At 43.3% G+C, this 20,405-nt stretch carries 18 protein-coding genes and 1 tRNA gene; 6 read left to right on the forward strand and 13 right to left on the reverse strand.

Annotation, left to right across the window (positions count from 1 at the left end):
- Nucleotides 1–69: 69 nt before the first annotated feature.
- From FW774_RS20970 to FW774_RS18970, 11 genes are all read right to left on the reverse strand, one after another.
- Entirely contained in the window at nt 70–288 is a 219-nt protein-coding gene (locus FW774_RS20970) for an RNA polymerase sigma factor (RefSeq protein ID WP_149349887.1), read from the reverse strand.
- Nucleotides 289–657: 369 nt separating this feature from the next.
- The gene (locus tag FW774_RS18925; protein WP_187774960.1) at nt 658–1,587 is read right to left on the reverse strand and encodes a glycerophosphodiester phosphodiesterase family protein; all 930 of its coding nucleotides are present in this window, start codon (nt 1,585–1,587) and stop codon (nt 658–660) included.
- A gap of 23 nt (nt 1,588–1,610) precedes the next feature.
- Nucleotides 1,611–2,459, reverse strand: coding sequence for a glycerophosphodiester phosphodiesterase family protein (locus FW774_RS18930; protein WP_149349890.1), 849 nt, complete (start codon nt 2,457–2,459; stop codon nt 1,611–1,613).
- Nucleotides 2,410–2,706, reverse strand: coding sequence for a hypothetical protein (locus FW774_RS18935; protein WP_149349892.1), 297 nt, complete (start codon nt 2,704–2,706; stop codon nt 2,410–2,412). Before FW774_RS18935 ends, FW774_RS18930 begins: the two co-directional genes overlap by 50 nt.
- 204 nt (nt 2,707–2,910) lie before the next feature.
- Nucleotides 2,911–3,843 (reverse strand): endonuclease/exonuclease/phosphatase family protein, encoded by a 933-nt coding sequence (locus tag FW774_RS18940; RefSeq protein ID WP_149349894.1) that lies wholly within the window; start codon nt 3,841–3,843, stop codon nt 2,911–2,913.
- Between the two features lie 80 nt (nt 3,844–3,923).
- Nucleotides 3,924–5,177, reverse strand: a complete 1,254-nt coding sequence (locus FW774_RS18945; RefSeq protein ID WP_149349895.1) for a DUF5689 domain-containing protein — start codon at nt 5,175–5,177, stop codon at nt 3,924–3,926.
- Between the two features lie 42 nt (nt 5,178–5,219).
- On the reverse strand, nt 5,220–6,686 hold the full coding sequence (locus FW774_RS18950) for a SusD/RagB family nutrient-binding outer membrane lipoprotein (protein ID WP_149349897.1): 1,467 nt from the start codon (nt 6,684–6,686) through the stop codon (nt 5,220–5,222).
- A gap of 11 nt (nt 6,687–6,697) precedes the next feature.
- Nucleotides 6,698–10,102, reverse strand: coding sequence for a SusC/RagA family TonB-linked outer membrane protein (locus FW774_RS18955; protein WP_149349899.1), 3,405 nt, complete (start codon nt 10,100–10,102; stop codon nt 6,698–6,700).
- 195 nt (nt 10,103–10,297) lie between these two features.
- Nucleotides 10,298–11,536, reverse strand: a complete 1,239-nt coding sequence (locus FW774_RS18960; RefSeq protein ID WP_149349901.1) for a FecR family protein — start codon at nt 11,534–11,536, stop codon at nt 10,298–10,300.
- A gap of 457 nt (nt 11,537–11,993) precedes the next feature.
- Nucleotides 11,994–12,590: an RNA polymerase sigma factor gene (locus FW774_RS18965; RefSeq protein WP_149349903.1), complete on the reverse strand. Its 597-nt coding sequence runs from the start codon at nt 12,588–12,590 to the stop codon at nt 11,994–11,996.
- 379 nt (nt 12,591–12,969) lie between these two features.
- The gene (locus FW774_RS18970) at nt 12,970–13,353 is read right to left on the reverse strand and encodes a winged helix-turn-helix transcriptional regulator (protein WP_149349904.1); all 384 of its coding nucleotides are present in this window, start codon (nt 13,351–13,353) and stop codon (nt 12,970–12,972) included.
- 102 nt (nt 13,354–13,455) lie between these two features.
- Between FW774_RS18970 and FW774_RS18975 the strand changes: the two genes are divergently transcribed.
- Together FW774_RS18975 and xerD are read left to right on the forward strand one after the other, a co-directional pair.
- Nucleotides 13,456–13,821 (forward strand): DoxX family protein, encoded by a 366-nt coding sequence (locus tag FW774_RS18975; protein ID WP_149349906.1) that lies wholly within the window; start codon nt 13,456–13,458, stop codon nt 13,819–13,821.
- 517 nt (nt 13,822–14,338) lie between these two features.
- The gene (xerD, locus tag FW774_RS18980; protein ID WP_149349908.1) at nt 14,339–15,235 is read left to right on the forward strand and encodes a site-specific tyrosine recombinase XerD; all 897 of its coding nucleotides are present in this window, start codon (nt 14,339–14,341) and stop codon (nt 15,233–15,235) included.
- Nucleotides 15,236–15,378: 143 nt separating this feature from the next.
- On the opposite strand, the gene FW774_RS18985 is transcribed toward xerD, so the two are convergent.
- Complete coding sequence (locus FW774_RS18985; protein ID WP_149349910.1) at nt 15,379–16,458, reverse strand: acyltransferase family protein; 1,080 nt, start codon at nt 16,456–16,458, stop codon at nt 15,379–15,381.
- A gap of 132 nt (nt 16,459–16,590) precedes the next feature.
- On the opposite strand from FW774_RS18985, the gene FW774_RS18990 reads away from it, so the two are divergent.
- Complete coding sequence (locus tag FW774_RS18990; protein WP_149349911.1) at nt 16,591–16,962, forward strand: hypothetical protein; 372 nt, start codon at nt 16,591–16,593, stop codon at nt 16,960–16,962.
- 9 nt (nt 16,963–16,971) lie between these two features.
- Here FW774_RS18990 and FW774_RS18995 read toward each other — a convergent pair whose 3' ends face one another.
- On the reverse strand, nt 16,972–19,329 hold the full coding sequence (locus FW774_RS18995; protein ID WP_149349913.1) for a BamA/TamA family outer membrane protein: 2,358 nt from the start codon (nt 19,327–19,329) through the stop codon (nt 16,972–16,974).
- Between FW774_RS18995 and FW774_RS19000 the strand changes: the two genes are divergently transcribed.
- The 3 genes from FW774_RS19000 (at nt 19,320) to FW774_RS19010 (ending at nt 20,389) form a co-directional block, all read left to right on the forward strand.
- Nucleotides 19,320–20,069 carry a TrmH family RNA methyltransferase gene (locus FW774_RS19000; protein WP_149349915.1) on the forward strand — a complete coding sequence of 250 codons (750 nt, stop codon included), beginning with the start codon at nt 19,320–19,322 and terminating at the stop codon, nt 20,067–20,069. The two genes, FW774_RS18995 and FW774_RS19000, sit on opposite strands and share 10 nt — an antisense overlap.
- Before the next feature lie 45 nt (nt 20,070–20,114).
- Nucleotides 20,115–20,185 (forward strand) — tRNA-Cys (locus tag FW774_RS19005).
- A 27-nt stretch (nt 20,186–20,212) separates the two neighbouring features.
- Nucleotides 20,213–20,389, forward strand: a complete 177-nt coding sequence (locus FW774_RS19010; protein WP_149349917.1) for a spore protein — start codon at nt 20,213–20,215, stop codon at nt 20,387–20,389.
- Nucleotides 20,390–20,405 lie beyond the last annotated feature (16 nt).

The raw sequence follows: 20,405 nt of genomic DNA on the forward strand, positions 1-20,405 counted from the left end.
AAGTTGAAAGTTAAACGAAGTAAAATCCCGCACCTTCGGGATTAAAAGTTGAAAGTTAAACCAGCAATCCTATTGAAGAGCTTGGTGCAGATAGGCTCTTATCGAGCCTTCCCGCTCTAAAATTGCAGGATTCTGGATAATTGATACAAAAATATCCTGCAATATATCTTCTACATCTTCTTCTGACTTAAGCCGGCGGTAAGTAACGATATATAACTCTTTCCAATAAGTGTTATATACATCGTCAATGATATGCTTGTTATATTTTATTCTATATTTTATTCTCACTACAAGAAGCTATTTACTATCGAACTTGGTATCCAACAGGCGATCTTATCCTACCATACAGGTACAAACAGGCGCAAGCTATATACTTTATATCATCAAGGTGTTACCCACATATTAAAAAGTGCAAGTAATCCTTCCCGTTCAGTCAAAATATACTTATTCAGAGCTTTCTAAAAAAACTGGTTAGCCTTATTTAGTATCCGACCAAAGATACAAACAAAGACAATAAAAGTAAATTAAATAAAAAATAATAAAATTAAATATCCATTTCTTTCAAACGAACATTTATTGAAGAATATCTCAGGAAAAGAGAAAGGCGGGAAATAATGGTTATGGCTATAGAGTCAAAGGTCTCTTATAAGGGTTTACTTACTTTCGAAAAAACTTCTTTTTACTGCTCTTTACCGGGATTAGTGGTTTCAAGGCATTAGCGGCTTCTACAACTTTATTAGCCAGGATGATGTCTGTACCGCTATTGATAATATCCTGATAAGATTTTATACGTAATTGTTCATTCTTATTTTTTTCATACACGGGCGCTGTATAGATAATGCACATTACGCCTCGTTCATGCAAAGCATCGTACAAGGCCTTTTTCTTAGGCTGGCTTAAATACGCTACTATATTACTCCACGGAATACCGGTAGCTTCATAAGCTTTTAGCTGTTCTTCGGTTTTGATAAAGGCTTCGAACATGATGTTCTTATTATGCTGGTGGTAAAACACGGCTTCTTCCGGCTTGTAGGACGATACCAGCACCCAGCTTTCTGCGTGGTGTCTATTAATAATAGACAGCAACATCGGTAAAGGCACATTTTTCTTATCAAGCATTAAAACAGTTTTTCCCTTAGCCCATTCTATGATCTCATCCAGTGTCTGGATACGGTAATCGGTTACTTTCCCTTTCGGATCTTTAAGCCGAAACTTCTGCAACTCCTCCCAGGTATAATCTATCAAATTACCCGTTCCGTTGGTGGTACGATCCAGGGTGGCATCGTGCAGCACCACCACTACACTATCTTTAGTTAGACGGGGATCGAGCTCAAAAAAGGCATGTACCTGGCTTAACGTATGTTCAAAGGTTGCAATACAGTTTTCCGGATAACCCGGCTCTGCTCCACCCCGATGACCGCATACCAGCGGTATCCTATCGGGCGTGTACCGGAAAAATTCTTTCAGTTCACTTACATTCTTTATCTTAAACGTATTCAGATTCGTGTTTTGGGCATTTGACGTTTTTACAGATAGGAGTAACAGAAATATACATAGCTGGTTTAATTTTCTATTTAACTTGAACATAATAATTGTATTAAAAAGGATCATTAGATGGGTTCTTTTTTGAAAAATTTAACTTTTGAGCTTGATTCTGGCAGTAATGATTGCAATGCCATTGACAAATCTGCCGGCTCATTCGACAATAGAATATCTATCCCTCCATTAGTTACGATATCCTTGTAGCCGGCTATACGGGATGCCCTGCCCTTTTCCTTATCCTGGAACTTCATTGTTGAGGCCATACACATCACACCTTTTTTATGAAGCCTTGCATTTAACGAGGCATCTAAGGGCTGCCCGGTGAAAGCTATAATATTTTCCCAGGGAATACCTGCTTCTTCATACGCTTTCATCGTCTTCTTATCCTTTATCATCGCCTCAAATATAATATTCGGGTTACGCTTATAATAGTATTGGGCTTCTTTTAAATGGTAAGCAGAAACTAAAACACAGGCTTCGGCGTGGTTAGCTTCAATTAATTTCAGCAATCTGCTATATGGAACATTCTTTTTATCCAATATTAATATCGTTTTTCCTTTAGCCCACTGCAATACATCCTCCAGCTTAGGGATGCCATAAGGTGTAATATTACCTTTTTCATCTCTAAGTTTTAACTGTTTCACTTCATCCCAGGTATAATCCGTTAGCTTACCGGTACCATTTGTTGTCCTGTCTAACGTTTCATCATGAAAAGCTACAATTTCTCCATCCTTCGTTAATCGCGGGTCTACTTCAAAAAAAGCGTGCATGCGGGTCAGCGTATGTTCAAATGTAGCGATAGCGTTTTCCGGGTAGCCTGCACGGGCTCCCCCACGATGGGCGCAAATGAGCGGGACCCGGTTATCGCTATAATGAAAAAACTCCTTTAATTCTGTTGTATTGTTTATTTGCAGAATATTGCGGTGAACTGGTAGACTGGCTTAGGTATGCCACCATATTTTGCCAGGGTACGCCCGATGTTTGATAAGCCAGATAATCATCATTATTGAGGATGAAGGCCTCAAACATAATATCCGGGTTACGGTCATAATACCATTTGGCTTCTTCGGGCGCATAAGATGATACCAACACATAAGATTCGGCGTGGTTATCTTCTATTAACTGGAGGATTTTATCAAAGGGTACGTCTTTCTTATCCAGCATCAGTATGGTTTTTCCTTTGGCCCATTTTATAATCTCATCCAGGGTTTGCGGCCGGTACTGTGGTTGGTATACAAACTAAATACCAAGCAAAGTATCACCATCCTGGCAATACCGGTGTTGATCCATTGAGTAATTTTTGTTTTCATATTATTTTAGATTTAGTTAATTGTTAGCTTTTAAGGCCGATTAAATTTCATCAGGCATTTACTTTATATTAAATTCTGCCAGTACCGGATAATGGTCTGATATCACATCAGTTACTTCATCATGGATAATATCCGTACTGATAATATCCTTTGACAACAGCGCATTAACCCAGATATAATCCACACGTCTTAATACGGAATTTTTCTTTAGCTGACTTTTGACCGGCACACTGTTTTTAAACGTTTTGTTGGTTTGCCGGAAAGCATCCACAAACCCGGCCTTAACCATACTATCGGTAACCGAATAATCTAAAGCGCCGTTATTAAGATTATTGCGATAAATCGTGCGGTTTTTCACTATAGGCGTACCGCTTTTAGGCTCTAAACGTCCTTCTAACCGCTGCATGGATTGCAGCAGCTTATCGCCATAAGCAGCTTTATCAGCACGCGAAAATGAATTAAAATCGCCCGAAATAAGAACTTTAGCGCCTTTAGGTAACTGTTGTAACCGGTTTATGATTATCGAAATGTCTTTTTGCCGGTCTTTCAGAGTAAACGGAGCCAAATGCGTAACCATTACGTAGATACCTTTTATCCGCGTAAGCACATATCCATGCCACATACCGTCTATTCTTCGCTCAATAACTTCAATAGGATAACGGGAGGTAATAGCAAGCGGATGCGTTACGTCATATCCCGCTTCTTTATTCATAATTACCGTATAGTTATGCCCGTACCTGGCCGCAAAGCGTTTTAGGTCATCCTGCGAAAACCCTATCATTTCCTGATAGTTCACAATATCCGGGTTGATATTCTCCACCCAGTTAACGTATTTATCTTTAATGGCATTATTACCATCAAACCCGTGCATGGTATTATAATCCAGCACCTTTAGGGTAGCAGTTTGGGCATAACTACAACTATTTACCAAAAAAACACAGACAATAGCGAGACCAGCCACAGCAAGTCTGCCGTATTTAACTTTTTTCATTTTTAAATCAGGTTAGTAAAAACACCGTGGGCAGTAAATACCCACGATGCTCTTTCAGATGGAACCTATATTAACATGTATTAATTCTGATAAACTGCGATATCATCTATGCTCAACCGGTCACCGGTTTTGAGCTTATGGATTCTGAACCGTACCGGGCCTTTAATATCCAGGATATATTCCTGGTAATAAAATGTATTCACATCTGTTACCTGAAGTTCAGGCCCTAAGGCGGTCCAGGTTGTTCCGGAATCCTGGGAGTATTCAGCTATTAACCGATTAGGCAGGTCTTTATTATCTGATCCTGGTACCGGCGCACCGTAATAGAATGAGAATTTCGAGGCTCCATAAGGCAGGTTAAAATTCATGGTTAGTGATGTTTCCTGGTTAGCGGCTATCATTACAGTATAAGTACCATGCTTTGAAACAGTGATATTATTAGATTTGATAGGATACATATTGGTCATCAGCCATTCACCTGTTGGAAATAAAGCCGAAGTTCCGGCATTTCCGGTTTTGAGAGGAGGTATGCCATTTTCCCAGGTTTCGGGGAAGTTGGCGTATAACTGATCGGGATGGTGTGGCTCAAGGGTTTGTCCCACCACATCATCTATACTCCGTAATAAAAGAACCAGCTTGGTTTCCGAGCCTACAGTCTGGAATATTGGAATACCGGTATAATCGCCCATATCCGGCAAAACCTCTGAGGCAAAACTGGCAGAAGCTGCCGTATGCAACGTTACTATATTTGACCAATCGCTGATATCCACATCACCAGCATAAGTCAGACCTGTTTCCGGATTTGCTACTATCGCCGACTTTAGCTGTACCAGCGTACTTTCGTAGGTTTTCATGTTATTTATCAGCCCGGTAAATGTGGTGGTGGCAAGATTAACCTTTTGCGGGTTATTTGATGATACCTTGGTAACTTCTGAAATACCTGAGATCTGTAATGTGCCATTTACCCGATCCAGGGTACCGCCGGTAATTTTTACCACGATGGAATCTCCGGCATTATATTGTGCAGCATCTGCACCTAAAGCGAGCGCAATACCCCGTAACTGTTTACGACGGTAGCTCTGCATAATCACCAGACCGTCGGGCGCATTGCCATTAGCCGGGTCTGATATCACAATACCAGAAATATAATTAGCCCCGGTCAGATCCTCGGTGGTAATGGTATGCGGAGAATCCTTATAAAGCGCTCTTACATCTTCCACCGAAACCAGCGGACTGGGCTTACCTGTAACTTTCACTTCCTTTTCGCAGGATGCAAGAATCACAACCAGAATGTACAGAAGTACAGGAATTAAAACAATCTTCTTCGTTTTCATTGCAATAGGTTTTATATATAAAACGTCATGTTGATCTATGATTTATGGTTTTTGCCACCACATCAGCGTTTTTAGATCATCAGGGCCCTGTATAGCTACAGCTGCACGATAATTGGTGCCATTAGCTGCCTGTTCTACCGTTGGATAAGGTAAGCGGGTTGGCATAATGCCATCGTTCCTTAAACCCGGCCCTTTAGGTAATACCGGATGACCGGTACGCCGGTACTCGATCCATTGCTGCATATCTGTCCAGAATAAGGCATAATACTTTTGCATCATGATCAGCTCCATCTTATCGTCCAGCGAAGCTGCCTCATTCCATTTTACACCAGCGCCATTTAAAAAGGTAGTGCTGGCCGTTTTGCCCCATAAAGCAACCCGGCTGGTAACGCCATTCTCATAGTAAGCTTGTGCCGTATTTGCCGTGATCCAGCCTTTTGCAGCGGCTTCGGCCAGCATAAACTGTACCTCTGCATAATTTAACATATTACCCAGCAATGGCTCGGTCATTAAAGCATCGGGCAGCAGGGATTTGGTCTCCGGAGTTTCGCCATACGCATAACCACTTGGAATACCGGCATAAATGCCACCGGGAGCCGTTAGCCATTTGCTGATACACGGATCGTTGGTTGCATCCAGCTTTTCGGCAATAAAGCTGCATATTTTGGGGTAATGCCAGTCTGATGGCTTAGTATTAGCAAAAGGTGAATTATACGGTGCTATACCGGTCCATCGCAATATGGCCGATTCATCATTAGAGTTAATAACAGGATAGCTGCCGGGATCTGTATCCACGATCTGTTTGATCTTGGCAATAGCCTCATCAGCAACTTCGGCCTTGCCCGATACGCGAAGCAATAGCCTCAAATACAATGAATTACCAAACTTACGCCATAAAATGGGGTTTCCGTGATAAACCGGATCGCTGTTAGCTGATACACTTTTGCTAAGCCCCCGCAACAGGTTATTGGCATCTTCAAGCTGCTTGAACATGTCTAAGTAAATATCTTTCTGGCGGTCGTAAGCAGGGGTATAAATACCCTGTTTTGATTGGTTGGCCTGAAAATAAGGGACATCGCCAAAAGTATCGGTGATAATAGAATATATCCATGTCTGGCAGATAAGCGAAATTGCCCGGTAGATCTTACTTGCATTTTCATCAGTCGTATTTTCGGCCGCAAACTGGTACATATCTTTCATATTAGTAAGCTGCAAATACCAGCCGCTCCAGGGAGCCGAGGAGGCAGTAAGCGGAATATCGTAACGGAATATCCTATTGGTTTCTACCAGGGTATTTACCGTTACCTGCATCAGCTCATTGGTAATGCTGTGGCTACGGCTCATATTGCTACTCACCAGCTCAACCAGTGCACGTGGCAGCAGTGTTTCGGGTAGCGCTTTAGGCGATGAATTGGGGTCTGTATTAAGTTGCTCAAAGTTTTTGGTGCATGAACTGACGGAACCCATCAGTATCACTACTATGCAACTGAATATTATTATCTTTCTCATGCTGTTTATCATTAAAATCCTACTGTTAAGTTTAAACCATACGTGCGGGTAGAGGGAAACTGCCCGATCTCAAAGCCACGGTTAATGTCAGACCCGCTAAGGGTACCGAATTCGGGATCGAAGCCCGGCCATTTGGAAAAGATAAACAGATCGCGGCCATATAAACCTACCGTTGCCTTTTGAAGCCCGATCCGTTTGAGGGTTTTGGCTTTAAAGGTATAATCCAGTCGGGCCTCACGTAATTTGATAAAATCGGTAGAAAATGTAGATCCCTCCACATTACTGGTTCCAAAATGAGCATCATAATAGGTTGAGAGGTCTTCGTTCACTACGGTATTCGGGCTATAGGATCCATCCGGGTTTAAAACCACCCCATCGCCTACAATACCATTATACCTTCCGGGCAGCGTTGCGGTTGTTTTACCTTGTACGGCCATTTTTCCCTGCGTTAATGAATAGGCTACCGAGCCGTATTGGGCATCGAACATAAAGCTTGCTGAAAAGTTTTTGTACCTGAACTGGTTCTGTAAGCTGGCCTTCCATTTGGGCATGGTATTACCTAAATACAGCAGCTCTGTACCAATTACCGGCGAGCCGTTGTTATAGACAATTTGCCCGTCGGGAGAGCGTTCATAGCCACGACCATACAGATCGCCCATGCTGCCGCCCGGCCGGGCGATGATAAAGCCGTTACTGCCCGGGCCGTTTTGTAACACAAGCTCCTGCAAGCTATCGGTTAAAGCCATAATGGTATTCTGGTTGGCTGAAAAAGTAGCATTAACTGTCCAGGTGAGCCCTTTTTTAGATTTAAACGGCGAACCGTTCAGAGCCAGCTCAATTCCCCGGTTGCGTACAGAACCGGCATTTACAATAAGATAACCTGATCCGGAAGAAGGGCCAAGTGATGATTTTAATATCTGGTCTTTAGTGTTACCGGTATACAGCGTAAGGTCAAATCCTACCCGGCTCCGGAAGAATTTCATTTCAAGCCCCGCTTCATAGCTGGTAGTGTACAAAGGTTTCAGGTAAGGGTTGTTAAGTGTAGAGGGGTTATACAATGCCCCGCCGGGATAGAGCGGATCAGCGCTAAAAGTCAGGTTTGTTCTATATGGGTTTGTTTCACCACTACCCACGCCGGCATAAGAGCCCCGCAATTTAGTATAACTGATAGCATTGGGAAGCTTAAATATTTCGGATAGGATCAGGCTTGCATTTACCGAAGGGTAAATAAACGATACATTACCCTTACTGGTTGGCGTAGCCAGCACACTGTTCCAGTCGTTACGCAAGGTAAAATCCAGGAACAAAAAGTTTTTATAAGCACCGGTCACTAAACCATAGAGACTGTTAATAGCATACTTACTCCGGAAGGGCTGAGTCCATAACGGCCCGGCGCTGTTGGCCATGGTAAATATGCCGGGATATAACAGTGAATCGGCTCTTACCTGGTTCATGCCGTAAGTATTTCTCAGCATACTTCCTCCCACAGATGCCGAAATATCAACATCTTTGTTAATATTTTTTTTGTATTTAAACAAAAAGTCACTGTTCAGTTCCTGCGAATAAATATCCTGTGTACGATAAAAACCTTTGCGAAATTTCTCGGTATCAAAAGGCCGTTGCTGCGAACGTGAATCGCTGGCGAAATCTATGGATGTACGCACCATCAGGTTCAGCTCTTTGGTAATATCATACGTTGCCGATATACTACCGGTTACCGAATTGCGGCTTTGCTTATTCAGCATCTCGTACGAGATTAGATACGGATTATCCGGCGTACCGGTTAAAGGCGTATTTTGCGTGATATCTTCTTTGCCCGGCAGCCAGTAATCACGCAACCAGGAGATCGGGGCGCTGGGTTGCCAGAAGATATAGCCATACATAATAGACTGGTTATTGTATCCGCCGGCAGGCAGGTTGTTGCTATACTTGTTGGTATAGTTAATTTTTGAAGCGATCTGCAGCTTTTTAGTTGGCTTTGAGTTTACCGAAAGGGCAACTGTATTACGTTCATACCCTGTATTAGGTACAATCCAGGAATTATTGACATTAGTAAGAGAAAACCGGGCTGAGGTTTTATCGGTACCACCATCTAAACTCAGGCTGTTGGTAAAGGTTTTGCCGGTTACAAAAAAATCGTTAAATCCGCCATTTTTATAGGGAACCCACGGTGTGCGGGTTGCCCCGCGGGTGTGTGTAGTTGGATCGTATTGATAAAATAGCTGCCCGTTAAATTTAGGCCCAAATGCTTTGGTAGTGCTGCTGGTGTTTACTCCATCTTCAGAAGTACCATACGAATAATAGTTCGCCCCATCATCACCCTGCCCATACTCATATTGTAAATTTGGTATACGATTGATCGTAGCAAATGAAGTATTCGAATTCAGGGTAATGCCAAGGCCTTTCTGGTTGGGTTTACCCGATTTAGTGGTAATAATAATGGCTCCATTGGCTCCACGTTGGCCATATAATGCCGCGGCTCCCGGCCCCTTAAGCACCGTAACATTTTCAATATCTTCAGGATTAATATCATCCAAACCCGAACCGTAATCCACTACCGTTTCGTCCAGATAAGCTCCTGAATAACCGGTCATCCTGCCGCTTCCGTTATTGATCACTACGCCATCTACCACAATCAATGCATCATTGCCTCCAGAAAGGTTATTTTCTCCCCGAAGGATAATTTTATTTGAGCCTGTTGGGCCGCTGTTGGAGCGTATCAGGTTTAAACCGGCAACCTTACCGGATAAAGCATCTGTCCAGTTATTTGATAAGGCTTCGGTCAGATCTTCACCTTTTACCACGGTGGCGGCATATCCCAGGGCTTTTTCCTCGCGGGTAATACCCAACGCGGTTACTACCACCTCGTTCAGGTCGGTTACTTTTTCTATCAGGCTCACATTGAGCATGGCTTTTCCGCTAACCGGAACTTCTTTTCGCTCAAACCCCAGGTAAGTAAATACCAGCACCGCGTTAGCGTTTGGTACAGCAATTTTGTAATTACCGTTATAATCTGATATGGTTGAGGTTTGGGTTCCTTTGATCAGGATACTTACGCCGGGTAAAGGGTTATTTTTAGTATCTGTTACCTTTCCCGACACTGTCAGCTGTCTTTCGGTCGCCTCAGCCCGTTTAATTACTACCGTGTTTTTATTGATCGTATACGTTAAGGATTCTCCTGCAAGACATTGGTCGAGCACACTGCTAAGAGAGCTGTTTTTAGCAGATACACTCACCCGTTTTATATCTTTCAGCATCCCGGCATCATAAAGGAAATCATAGCCTGTTTCTTGTCTCAGCTTATTGAAAACCTCTTCTATGGTTCCATTTTTGACCTGAAGACTCACATTTTGGGCATAGCTGGCAGCTTTAACATTTACCAGGACTACAACCAATAAAACAACAGTCAGTTTCATCGCAAGGAATAGTTTTGATGACATGCAGGGACAGTTCCTGCACATAAATGCAGTAAATTTTTTATACATTTGAGTATTAGGTTATAGGATAATTTGTATTCATATTCAATTCTTATCGACCTGAGCGGCTACTGTAGCCTGTAAATCCGGGGGTGCGGCAACACCTCTGGATTTTATAACAGATCCTTACCCATATTACGGCATGACCACTATCCTCCTTTCACTGCGTTTATAACCGTTACTTTCACTGATATAGGCATCCTCGATCTTAAAATGAATAGTGCCTGTTAATTGCAGGTTATACAACAGATCAGCTATACTTTTTGAGCGGGAAAATGTTCCGCCATATATTTTATCATTCATATCGCCCTGGTACACCACATTTACATTGTACCAGCGTGATACCCGCTTCATGATGCTGCGGATATCTTCATTATTAAATTTAAAATAACCACTTTTCCAGGCTATGGCGTCGTCAGCATTCTTCACAGCACGCACATTAATTTGCCCGCCGGTATGTAAGGCAATAGCCTGCTGACCAGGTTTTAGCTTTATCTCAGAAGCATTGTCCGAAAGGGCTCCTTTTAAGAGATGTGACATCTTTACGCTGCCTTCCAGTAATGTTGTTGCTACATATTCATCATCAGGGTAGGCACTGATGTTAAAATGTGTTCCCAGTACCTGCACCATTGTACCGCCTGCAGATACTTTAAACGGTCTGGCCGGATCTTTGGCCACTTCAAAATAAGCCTCGCCGGTTAATTCCACATTCCGCTCTTTACCGGCAAATAAGGCAGGATATCGTAAGGAGGACGCGGAATTCAGCCATACACGGGTTCCGTCAGGAAGGATCAGGCTATATTGGCCGCCCTTAGGTACTTCTATCGTATTAAATGCCTCTCTTTCTATGCCTTCTGCTGATGGAATATTTCCGGAAGGAGTCGTCTTACTATAAACAATCTGTCCTTCGGTAGCCTTGGTGATCTTAATACCTTCCTGGTAGGCTACCTCACCTTCAGACACATCGTTTAACGCTATTTTTAATCCGTTAGCCAATGTCAGAACAGCTTTATTGCTACCCGGCAGCACTTCGCCCTTGTAAGGCTTATAGACAATTTTTCTTCCTTTTTCTGGTTTATTCAGGCTAAGAAATACACCTACCGAACAAAAGATCACCACCGCCGCTGAAGCCAATAAGGTGATCCGCCTTCGTAGTACAGAAGGCTGTTTCTTTAAATGTATTTCTTTGCTGATAGTCGTAAATAAGCGTTCTTCGAGTTGCTGCTCTCCGGCATCTTCCAGGTTCCACTCCACAGGCTCTCCCTGTTCATGATTGTACCACTCGTTCAGTAGCTCACGTTCTTCCGGAAGAATAGTGCCATTCAGCCATTTTTCGGCCAGTTCTTTCAACCTGTCGGCATTTAATCGGTTCATTGCTTATATAGCGTATAAAAGTTATAGTGTTCCCTTAGTGGGGAGTAAAATTTTTTTTAAAGAAGGTAGAGGGCGGGAAGGTAGAAGGTAACCTATGGTTCATGGTTCATAGTCCGGAAGCCGGAAAGTCAAAAGTCCGGAAGCAATGGGTATAATTAAGTTAAAAGTTGAACGTAGTGAAATCCCGGCTATTCAGGGATGAATCCCGTATCCCCGAATCATTCCTCTCGGGACAGGCTGTACGGGGAAATCCCTCCGAGTAATTCGGGGCCAAAAGTCAAAAACCGGCAATCCGCTTATAATCAGCAATATAAAAACACCTTTCCAAGCCTGTTTATCATTAACATAACACCAGGCAGCACAAGTCTAAGCAAAAAGCAATTTAGAAAGGTGGTGACAGTAAGGCTGAAAATAACAGTACTCTAACACGCTCAGGATGGGTCGGGATGGGCTTATATCAACACCCAATACCAGGTAATGCCCCGATAATTATAACAAATAGTAATATATGGCTTAACCCAACCCGGAGTGTTTTAAGGGCTTTACTAATGTGCGCTTCTACTGTTTTTACTGATATATCCAGGTTCTCGGCAACCTGTTTTTCGGTAAGGCCTTTTTCCCGGCTTAACCGGAATACCAGCTGACATTTTTCGGGTAATTGCTGTACCTCCAGCTCTATTTGCTTCGAAAGTTCTTCAAAGTCGAGCCACTGCTGTGTTGAATGATCCGCAAGTGACAATACCCTGGCATCATCTACCGGGATATGCTCGCATACTTTCCTGCCGGCCAGCTTTGCCATGATCTCATACCGTACAACTGCTGCTATATAGGTATGAAAACTGTAATGCAATTGTATGCGGTGGCGCCGCTTCCACAGGTTTATAAAAGTATCCTGAACTACTTCCTCGGCCTCAGTATAGGTACCCAACTGCATATATGCTTTTAAAAGCAACCGCTGCCAATACCTGTTGTAAAGCGTACGGAATGCTTTCTCATCATCTGCTGTCAGCAGCGTTACCAGTTCCTGGTCTGTATATTCACTATATAATGCCATGATACTTTTCTGCTCAAAGTTCCCCGGTAGCTGTTAACTTATCATTACGCCACTATTAACCTTAATTATTGGCTGATCCTGTCCCCCTTCCTCACACAACAAAACTTATACTTCAGAATATTAGTCCAAACTGGTTAAACTTGGTTAGCGTTTAATTTAGTTTATATATTCAAAGATATACAAACAAACACAATAAAAGCAAATTAAATAAAAAATAATAAAATTATATCGATTTAATAATATAATTAAACTTTTTATATACTTCAGGGTAATGAAATAAGTGGGCTGGCAATAAAATAATACTATCATTCCTTATTGAAAAAGAATGTTATCTATTGCCTGACAGGGTTACTTAAACATCTGGTTGTTTTTAGCAGTGTCATTCACCGGAAGGTCTTCGTCTGCTGGCAATTATTCGCTGCCGATGCTGTAAGCCCCAGTTTTTCAACTCTTCCAATACCTTATCTAACGATCTGCTGTAAGGCGTAAGTTCATAGGTTATTGTAACCGGAGTGGTAGAAAACACTTTGCGTTCCACAAATTCGTTCAGTTCCAGTTCCCGCAACTCCCTGGATAATATCTTGGGTGTAATCTCACCAAGCTCCCGTTGGATCTCTTTGAAGCGTCTGGGGCCTTCGGACAAAGCAACAATTAACGGAAGCTTCCATTTGCCGTTTAATACATAAAGTGCATCTCTTACCGCTGTAACGCTTGCCGTACAGGTTTCCTTGTCGTGAATAACTTTCTTTTCCTGAAGTTCCATCTCTTTTTTTTATTAACTATCCTGAAGGATACCGGTATCCTTTGGGATAGTAGTATCCTTTTAATAGCGAATATAAATATGTTTGCAGAAAAATAATGTACTATGAAAATTAAAATATTTTACTGGATTCCAACAGCTATTGTTGCTTTAATGATGATCTATTCTGCTTATGCCTATTTAACGCAGCCAGCACTAAAAGGAGCTTTTCATCACCTGGGCTACCCGGACTATTTTCGTGTAGAATTGGCTTTAGCTAAGCTTATTGGCGCTATCCTGCTCCTGGTTCCGGTTATATCACGGGTAAAAGAGTGGACTTACGCAGGCTTTGCAATAACTTTTATTTCGGCGTTCATTGCACATTCTGCTTCCGGCGACCCGCTAAACTATCGCCTGATGCCGCTTATTTTCCTGGCGCTGCTTATTGTTTCGTATATTACTTATCATAAAAAGCAAACTGCGGGGATTTAAGGTAAGTGCCCCTTTATAGCCTAAGCATCTGCTTGTGCTGTTCTTACGGAGACACAAGGCAGGCCACACACCGGCAGCCGCTTAACCTTGCGCCAGACTATGGCCTCTCCCCCAACCTCTCTCCAACCGCGTGCCGCCTTAGCGGTGGCGCAAGGAAAGGAGCAAGCTTCCGGTCTTCCGGACTTTCCCGACTTCCGGACTATGAACCATGAACCATGAACTATGAACCATGAACTATCAACTATGAACTATCAACTATGAACTATCAACTATGAACCATAAGCTATTAGCTACCCTATGCCTTAAACCTTCCGCCTTCCACCTTTCCCGCTTCCGGTCTTTTCTGACTTTCCGGACTTCCGGACTATGAACCATCAACTATAAACCATCAACTATGAGCCATCGGCGAGTAAGCTTCCGGTCTTCCGGACTTTCCCGACTTTCCGGACTATGAACCATCAGCCATCAGCCTCATAAAACCTTATCACTTATAACCTAAAACCCGTAAACTTGCATCATGAGCTGGCAGGCGGCAAAAACAGGATATAAAACCTATTTACGGTTAGAGCGCTCGTTCTCGCCCAACACGGTAGACGCTTACCTGCGTGATGTAGATAAATTGGAGCAATATGCCAGTATCGCCGGCAACAAAACCCCGGCAGAGCTCAGTAAGGAGGACTTACGGAATTTCCTGGTCTGGATCAATGAGCTGGGTATGCTCCCGCCATCGCAAGCCCGGATATTATCGGGAATTAAATCGTTTTACAAATACCTGGTGCAGGATGAAATGGTCAGCACCGATCCCGCTGCCCTGCTCGAAAGCCCCAGGCTGAGCCGGAAGCTGCCCGATACGCTCAACATACACGACATTGAACTCCTGATTGCCGCCATAGACCTCTCCAAACCCGAAGGTATGCGCAACAAAGCCATGCTCGAAGTGCTGTACGGCTGCGGGCTGCGGGTCTCCGAACTGGTCAACCTTAAACTTTCAACCCTGTATCTCGATATCGAATTCATCAAGGTCATTGGCAAAGGCAACAAAGAGCGGCTGGTTCCCATTGGCAGCCAGGCCATTAAATACCTCAACATTTATATCAGCGAAGTTCGCGTTCATGTTCCAGTGAAAAAAGGCGCCGAAGATTTCGTATTTTTAAACCGGCGTGGCTCCCCGCTTTCGCGTGTCATGGTGTTCATGATCATCAAGGATCTCGCCCTGGCCGCCGGGATAAAAAAGCGCATCAGTCCGCACACTTTCCGGCATTCGTTTGCCACACACCTCATCGAGGGAGGCGCTGATCTACGGGCCGTACAGGAAATGCTGGGCCACGAAAGTATTACTACTACCGAGATTTATACCCACCTTGACCGCGATTACCTGCGTGATGTCATCACACAATACCATCCCAGAAGTTAGCCGCAAGAAGCTATTTTTTGAAAAGCAATAAAAGCATTACATCGGTTCCGGTAGCCCGGCTATACGCTTATACTGCACAAGCCTTAGCCGCCGGGCCGGTATTCGCTCCTATCCGGTTTAGCTCACACGGGACAGCACTACTATCAGCTTCCTTTTCGCTTACTGGAAAGATATCGCCTTACCGGAATATCATACAGTACCATCACCAGGTAAGCAAATCCAATCAGCAGCAGCGTTCCAACCGGAACAATCACATAAAGCTGAGCCATAGCAGGTTTATACGTTGTAAAATAATTGCCAAAAATCCAGATCGCAGCATAGTGCGTCATATACAAGGGGTAAGATATCGCCCCCGAAAACCTGCAAACACTCTCCCATCGTTGAGATAACACGGCGCCTGCACCCAGCGAAACCAGCAGCGGAAAATAGAATAATACCACCAGCAGTTCGGCCAGCCAGTTCCATTTAAAATGAGGCATCACAAAAGCCAGCACTAATAAAAGGCTCATCACACCAAATCCCAGTCGCGATTTAATGATCCAGTTAGAGCGATAAATTAAAAGCCCGGCCAAAAACGAATAGCTGATGCGGGCGCACCCGTCCCAGAAGTTATCTCCCGCCCAGCCGCCCAGCAAATTCCCCGAACGGTAACTAACCCAGGCAAGTGCAATAGCAGCCAGCATAATGAGCACATACAAATACTTACGGCCAATTCTGCAAAGAATAAAAGCATAAACAATATTGGCAACATACTCCCAGAACAACGACCACGACGGTGCATTAAAGCTGAACAGGTTAAACCCTCGCTCCTGCATAACCGGATAAGGGATAAGGAGAACAGAGCACAAAAACAGCAGCACCAGCTTGCCCGTGCTATATATGGCAGAATAGTTTACAATAGGATCGAACAGAAACCCAAGCAAACCAATCACCGAACCAAAAATAACCAACGGATGAAGCCTGATCAGCCGGGACTTAAAAAACTCGGCAATGCCCATTTTCTCCATACGGTTATCGTAAGCATAAGCAATGACAAACCCCGAAAGGCAGAAAAAGAAATCCACCGCTAAAAAGCCATGCCCGATAAAGTTCTTACTGCTATCCGTATATATCCATTCCATGAAATGGAAAACAACAATAGCTAACGCGGCCACTCCACGCATGCCGTCGAGAATATGAAAATGCGGTTTGGTTTTAAGCAGATCAGCGTTTAATTTTTCCATGTAGTGTATTTGCAGGTTTTCAAAGGTTGCGCAATTAACATAAAAGTTGGCAAAGATGAAGAGTTTGTCTTTGATTTCTTTACAATTGTGAAGTGCTTTTTAAAGTATAAACCAGATGTTTGCAAAAAAGATATGATGGCAAAATTATTAAAGCTCATTCCCAATGTTTTTTATACCGATATTCATACCGGACTAAACCTGTTTGTGGATTGTCTTGGATTTACAGTAGTGTATAGCGAACCGGAAAATCAATGTCCCTTTTATATTGTTAAAAGAGATGACCTGCAGGTACACCTGATAGAAGATGAAGAATTTGCCCTGAAAGACCGCCCTGAAATGCGCATTGCAACAGACGATATTGAAGGTTTATACCAGGAAATTTCGGCAAAACAAGCGCAACTGCTGCACCCAAATCTCTTAAAAATAAAGCAACAGCCCTGGGGTTTGAAAGAATTTGCATTACTGGATAAAGAAGGAACGTGTATCATTATCCAGCAACCATAAGCTTTACTTCTAGAACGGCATACCGATACCAAAGTTATACTGGATAAAATTATATCTGTCGGGAGCATTAGTTTGGGCATACCGCTCTTTAAACTCCTTGCTGTTAAAGAAATATTTCAGCACATACTGGTCTTTACCGGTAAATTGTGGGTCTTTCACCTTGATACCGGCATCAAAGCGAAGCACAAAATATTCCAGGTCAAAGCGTAAACCAGCCCCCGCTCCTATGGCTAACTGACCAAGAAACTTATTGAATTTAAACTCACCACCCGGGTTATCGGCTGTTTCACGAACCCGCCACAGGTTACCAAAATCGGTAAATGTTGCACCTTTCAATTTAGCTCCCAGCAGGTTATTTAAAATCTTAAAGCGGTACTCCAGGTTACCTTCCAGCTTAATTTCTCCCAACTGGTCAAGCCCTCTCAAGTTACGACGAGTATCTTCATCGGCAATAACCGAGCGGTTATAATTACCCGGTCCCAGCGTACGTGCCTGCCAGGCTCGTACTCCGCTCGATCCGCCAGCATAAAAGTTCTTTTCAAAGGGCAATATTTCACTGTTGCCATAAGGATAACCTACGCCCGGATTTAAACGCATTACCAGCTGTTTTTCTCCGCCAAGCGATAAATAATAACGTAAATCGAGTTCGGTCTTTACATATTGCAGGTATGGCAGGCCGAATATGGTGCGGTCACCGTTAGCATCCCGTTTCAGTCCCAGGCCCCGGCTTAACAAACCGATAAGATTACCGGCAGCATCAATATTCACCTTGGCATACAAAAAGTTATCGTACGTTAGTAAGCGTATCGCATTGTAAGTAAAGGTGTATTGCGATCCGACACTGAAATAACGCCTGTCATTAGTACGTATATACAGCTCATATCCCTGTTTCTGTAACGAATCTCTGAAAGCCGGATCGAAGCTACCGTTACGATATTCCAGCGATATCGGTGTAAGGCTGTGCAGCTTATACTGCGTTTCTACCCAATCGTACGATATCGAATTAATAAATATCCGGTTCTTAAAGGCGCTGCGCTGGTCAAACAATTGCACGCTGCTGGATATGGTGGTATGCGGTACGCCATTCCGGTTCATATCCAGGTTAAAGAACGGGATTATCAGCCGCGGAAAGGTAAGCTTAGCGCCCAGTTCCAAATCGCGGTTATATACGCTGCTGAAAGCCTTTCCGGCCAGGTTATCAAACAAAATTCCGTATTTGAACTTGATCTCAAGCTGCTCTGCCCCCCTGAACAGGTTCCTGTTGGTATAGGTATCGCCGATATTAAACCCGCTGCGACCGGAATTGAATGTGTATTCGCCTTCAATCCGGTTACTCATTCTTTTTAAAGGCGTAGCTTCAATTGACGGATCAAGCTCATGAAGCGTGCTATCGGCAGACTTATTGTACGTGATTGCCAGGTTCTTAAATACATTTAATTCGTACAAACGATTGTAAGTAAGCGATTCATTTGTTGTGTTATACAGATCACCTTTTTTCAGGAAAATGTATTTAGACAGCTTTCGCGAGCTAAACCGGGTGGAATAATCTACAAAGTGATATTGCGAATCCACAACCGTAGAATCGCTGTGGCGATGATTCTTTCCATCCGTATCGTGAATCATAAAATAGGTATTATTGATAGTATACACCTGATGATGTTCCTTACCCGGGGGATTATCAATAAATAATTTCAAATCGGCCTGGCTTGAGTTCAGGTTGCTGTCTACCGAAAAACGGACATATTGCCGTAAATAATCGTAGTAGCCATGATCCTTCATCATCTGGTAGATCTGCTCCCGCTCATACGCCAGCGTATCGGCATCGTAGCGTTTGTTCTCCCTGATATGGGTAAACGATTGCCGGTTAGCTTCATACAGTTTTTTCACGGCACTATCGGGTATTACATACGTAAAGTTCCGTACCCTGAACAACGGGCCTTTATCGGCTGTAAATGTCAGATACGCTTTTTTATCTTTCACTTCGATATCGCTGGTAACCTTAGCCTTAAAAAAGCCCTTGGTTTGCAGGTACTTCTCTATCTGCACCCGCGAAATCTCTACCAGCGAGCTATCCAATATGTTAGGAGCCTCGCCTATTTTGCGGATCTTATCTGTACGATATTTACCGTGCCTGGTATTAACCAGGTTATACAGCGCCAGGTTAAAACGTGAGTTTGGCCGCACATCTTTCTGTACATACGAGTACACTTTTTCCTCGTATTCCTTATTAATGCCCACCAGGTTCACTTTTTTAACCAGTGCCTGGTCGTCATTTAAGTACCGTGTTGCCGAACAACCCGAAAGAATAAGCAGCAAAAGAAGTATACTTGCAGTTGTTAAATATGTCGGGGTAAGGTATGCTTTCAAAATCTCAAATCAGTTTTATAAAATCACTACACCAAAAAAAGTTCAGAAAAGAACATGGCCTGTTCATTGTTGAAGGCCTGAAATCTGTAACGGAATTTATACGCTCAGCGTACAACGTGCACTCCGTTTTTTTTACTGAACCCGCAGGGTCAAAAATGCTTAATTTATCAAAGAAAATAAATAGCCAGCTCATTTCCGACAACGAATTACATAAAATAAGCGCTTTAACCAATCCCCAGCAGGTGCTGGCGCTTGTTCATATCCCTCCGGTACAAGCCGTTCAAAGTCAACATTTCAGCAATAAACTGTCGCTGATGCTGGATGGCGTACAGGATCCGGGAAACCTGGGAACGATCATCCGCACAGCCAACTGGTTCGGCTTTGATGAACTACTCTGCTCTACCGATACGGTTGATTGTTATAATCCCAAAGTAGTACAGGCCACCATGGGCTCGCTTTCGCGGATCAATGTCCATTATCTTGATCTAACAACATTGCTCAAAACTACTCATCTGCCTGTTTACGGCGCTCTACTGGAAGGCGAAAATATATATAACACTAATTTTAGTGACGCCGGCTTCGTGATCCTGGGCAACGAAGGCAACGGAATAAGCGCTGAAACAGCCCGTTATATTACCCATCCGTTCACCATTCCCGGTATTGGTAAGGCCGAATCGCTTAATGTATCGGTTTCGGCAGGGATCATTTGTTCGGAGCTGAAAAGAAAATATTTAAAATAATTGCCTTACCCAGAATAATTGCTATTTTTGCAATCCTTAAAAAAGGGTCGGATGGCCGAGTGGCTAGGCAGAGGTCTGCAAAACCTTTTACAGCGGTTCGAATCCGCTTCCGACCTCGGGTTAAACTTATTAAAATTACAGTTATGGGTGTTACACGCTTAAAAAGAAAAGACAGAAGAAATAAAACAGTTTCACGCCTTGAAGTTCAGTTCCTGAAACTTGGCCGTAATCTTGAGAACGGCAGCCGGTCTAAAGAATCTGCCAAAAGCCAGATAGCTAAAAATAATGCTGTTTTAGCTCAGCTGGAAGGAAAAAAATAATTTCTAATTCTCCTCG

It is taken from the genome of Pedobacter sp. BS3 (genome assembly GCF_008274585.1).
Lineage (GTDB): Bacteria > Bacteroidota > Bacteroidia > Sphingobacteriales > Sphingobacteriaceae > Hufsiella_A.